2 protein-coding genes are annotated in these 2,639 nt (G+C 34.0%); both read left to right on the top strand.

Annotated elements, in window-relative coordinates:
- Window positions 1-178: 178 nt before the first annotated feature.
- On the top strand, window positions 179-1,726 hold the full coding sequence (istA, locus tag GKZ86_RS25160) for an IS21 family transposase (RefSeq protein ID WP_154785761.1): 1,548 nt from the start codon (window positions 179-181) through the stop codon (window positions 1,724-1,726).
- Window positions 1,727-1,738: 12 nt separating this feature from the next.
- On the top strand, window positions 1,739-2,476 hold the full coding sequence (gene istB, locus GKZ86_RS25155; RefSeq protein WP_154785760.1) for an IS21-like element helper ATPase IstB: 738 nt from the start codon (window positions 1,739-1,741) through the stop codon (window positions 2,474-2,476).
- The last annotated feature ends 163 nt before the right edge of the window (window positions 2,477-2,639 follow it).

The following is a 2,639-nucleotide window of genomic DNA, read 5'->3' as shown; positions in this document are numbered from 1 at the left end:
TGGAAAAAACGGTCAAATTGACCATAGATTTTCAGTTTAAAATGATCACTCGATTCGGAGCAAACTGATCACCTAATTTCAATTTAAACTGACCACCTATTTTCGGTGCAAAGTGACCATCAAAAAACTACTTCTTTTTCATGTTGTTTAATCATGGATCTGTATAAAACTACAGACTATGGCAAATAATACAATAGACATGAATAAAATTAGAAAAGTAATTAAATTATATTGTGGCGGTAAGAGCAAATTGTTTATTAGCAAGTATTTATCTCTTTCGAGAAATACCGTAAAAAAATACATCTCTTTATTTGAAGTACTTGGATTAAGTCTTGAATCGATTAATCAAAAAACAGATTCAGAATTAGATATACTTTTTTCCCAAAGCACAGAAGAGATTACCACCCCAAGGATGCAGAAGGTCTATGAGTTCTTTCCACAAATGGAGCGGGAATTAAAGAAAACTGGCGTTACCATGTATGGCATGTGGGAGCGCTATATCTCTTTAAATCCAGATGGATTTAGAATCTCTCAATTTAGATTCCACTACTCCAAATGGAGTAATAAAGTCAATCCAGTAATGCATATGATTCATAAAGCTGGAGATAAAATGTATGTGGATTACGCAGGAAAGACACTCTCAATCATTAACAAATCAACCTCTGAAATCAAGGAAGTACAGTTTTTTGTTGCCATTCTTGGAGCAAGCCAATATACGTACGCAGAAGCTTCTATGAGCCAGCAAAAAGAAGATTTTGTTGCTTCAGTAGAAAATGCGATACGCTTTTTTGAAGGCACTCCTGCTGCAATTGTGCCAGACAATCTAAAATCTGCCGTAATCAAAAGCAATCGCTTCGAGCCCACCATTAATGAAACTCTTGCAGATTTAGCGGAACACTATGAAACCACTATTCTGCCTGCAAGAGCATACAAACCAAGAGATAAATCTTTGGTTGAAGGAGCGGTTAAAATACTTTATAGAAGAATTTATGCAAATTTAAAGGATATGGAATTCTTTAGCATAGAAGAGTTAAATCAAACTATATGGTACTTGCTTGACGATCATAATAACAGAAAGCTCACAGGGCGTCCATACTCTCGTTTTGAGTTGTTTATTGAAGATGAGAAGCATGAATTACAACCACTTCCTCTTGAACGTTTTGAAATTAAATATCATTCAATGGCAACAGTTATGCAAAATGGACACGTCCAATTAAGCCAGGACAAAAACTACTATAGTGTACCTTATCAATATTTAAAGAAAAAAGTAAAGCTGTTATATACAAAATCAACCGTTGAAATATACTTTAAATACAATCGTATAGCTACTCATAGCAGAAATCCCAAGCCTTACATATATACCACAAATCCAGAACATCTGGCAAGTACACATCAATTTGTATCGGAATGGAGTGCTTTTAGATTTATTGAATGGGCCAACAGTATTGATCCATCAGTAGGAGAATATATTATGCATATAATAGATAGCAGAAACCATCCTGAACAAGCGTATAAAAGCTGTTTAGGAATATTGTCTTTTGAAAAAAAGGTAGGCAGGGAAAGATTAATAAATGCCTGTAAACGTGCTCTGGACTTTAAAATCTACAACTTTAAAACTATAAACAACATCTTAGAGAACAGTCTGGATAAAATACCATTTGAACAAGAAAAAGAGCAAGATCTTCCTGAGCACAATAACATTAGAGGGAAACATTATTTTAACTAAAATCAATATACCATGAATGAATCTACCGTAACAAAAATGAAGCAAATGAAGCTTCATGGAATGCATAACGCTTTTAAAACAGCCATTGAAAGTGGCAAAACTGATCATTATACACTCGATCAATTTATATCAATGATGATAGATGCCGAATGGGATGAAAGACATAACAGGCGTATTGAACGAAGTATTGCAAATGCGCGCTTCCACTACAAATCAAATATTGAGAGTATTAATTTTGACCAGTCACGCAATATTGACAGAAATCTTATACTTCGTCTTGCAGAGTGTAATTTTGTTGAAAAGAACGAAAATGTTTTAATAACAGGAAGTACTGGTGTGGGCAAAAGTTTTTTAGGAACTGCTCTAGGTTATCAAGCCTGCATAGAAGGATATAAAGTAAGTTACTTTAATACTTCAAAACTGTTTGCGAAATTAAAAATGGCAAAAGCAGACGGCACTTACTTAAGAGAACTTGCTAAAATACAAAGGCAGGATGTTATTATATTAGATGATTTTGGACTGCAGGCTCTCGACAATCATAACAGAATTACACTATTAGAGATCATTGAAGACAGACATAATAACGGTTCTATCATCGTAACCTCGCAAATCCCCGTACAAGGATGGTATGATATAATCGGCGAGAAAACCATAGCAGATGCAATCTTAGACCGGTTAATACATCAATCGCACAGGGTTGAATTACACGGGGAATCTATGAGAAAGAAAAAAAGCATAAATAAGGGATAATTATTTATCTATATTTGAATATAAATTAACAAATGAAAAAAAGTAGTTCTTTAAAATAAAATGGAGGTGCTCACTTTGCACCGAAATTAGGTGGTCAATTTAAACCAAAACTTGGTGGTCAATTTAAATTGGAATCAGATGATCAATATCACTGGTTTTTACA

This window comes from Flavobacterium sp. LC2016-13 (genome assembly GCF_009707955.1).
Taxonomy (GTDB): Bacteria; Bacteroidota; Bacteroidia; order Flavobacteriales; family Flavobacteriaceae; genus Flavobacterium.
This window is presented reverse-complemented; position numbering and strand designations above follow the sequence as displayed.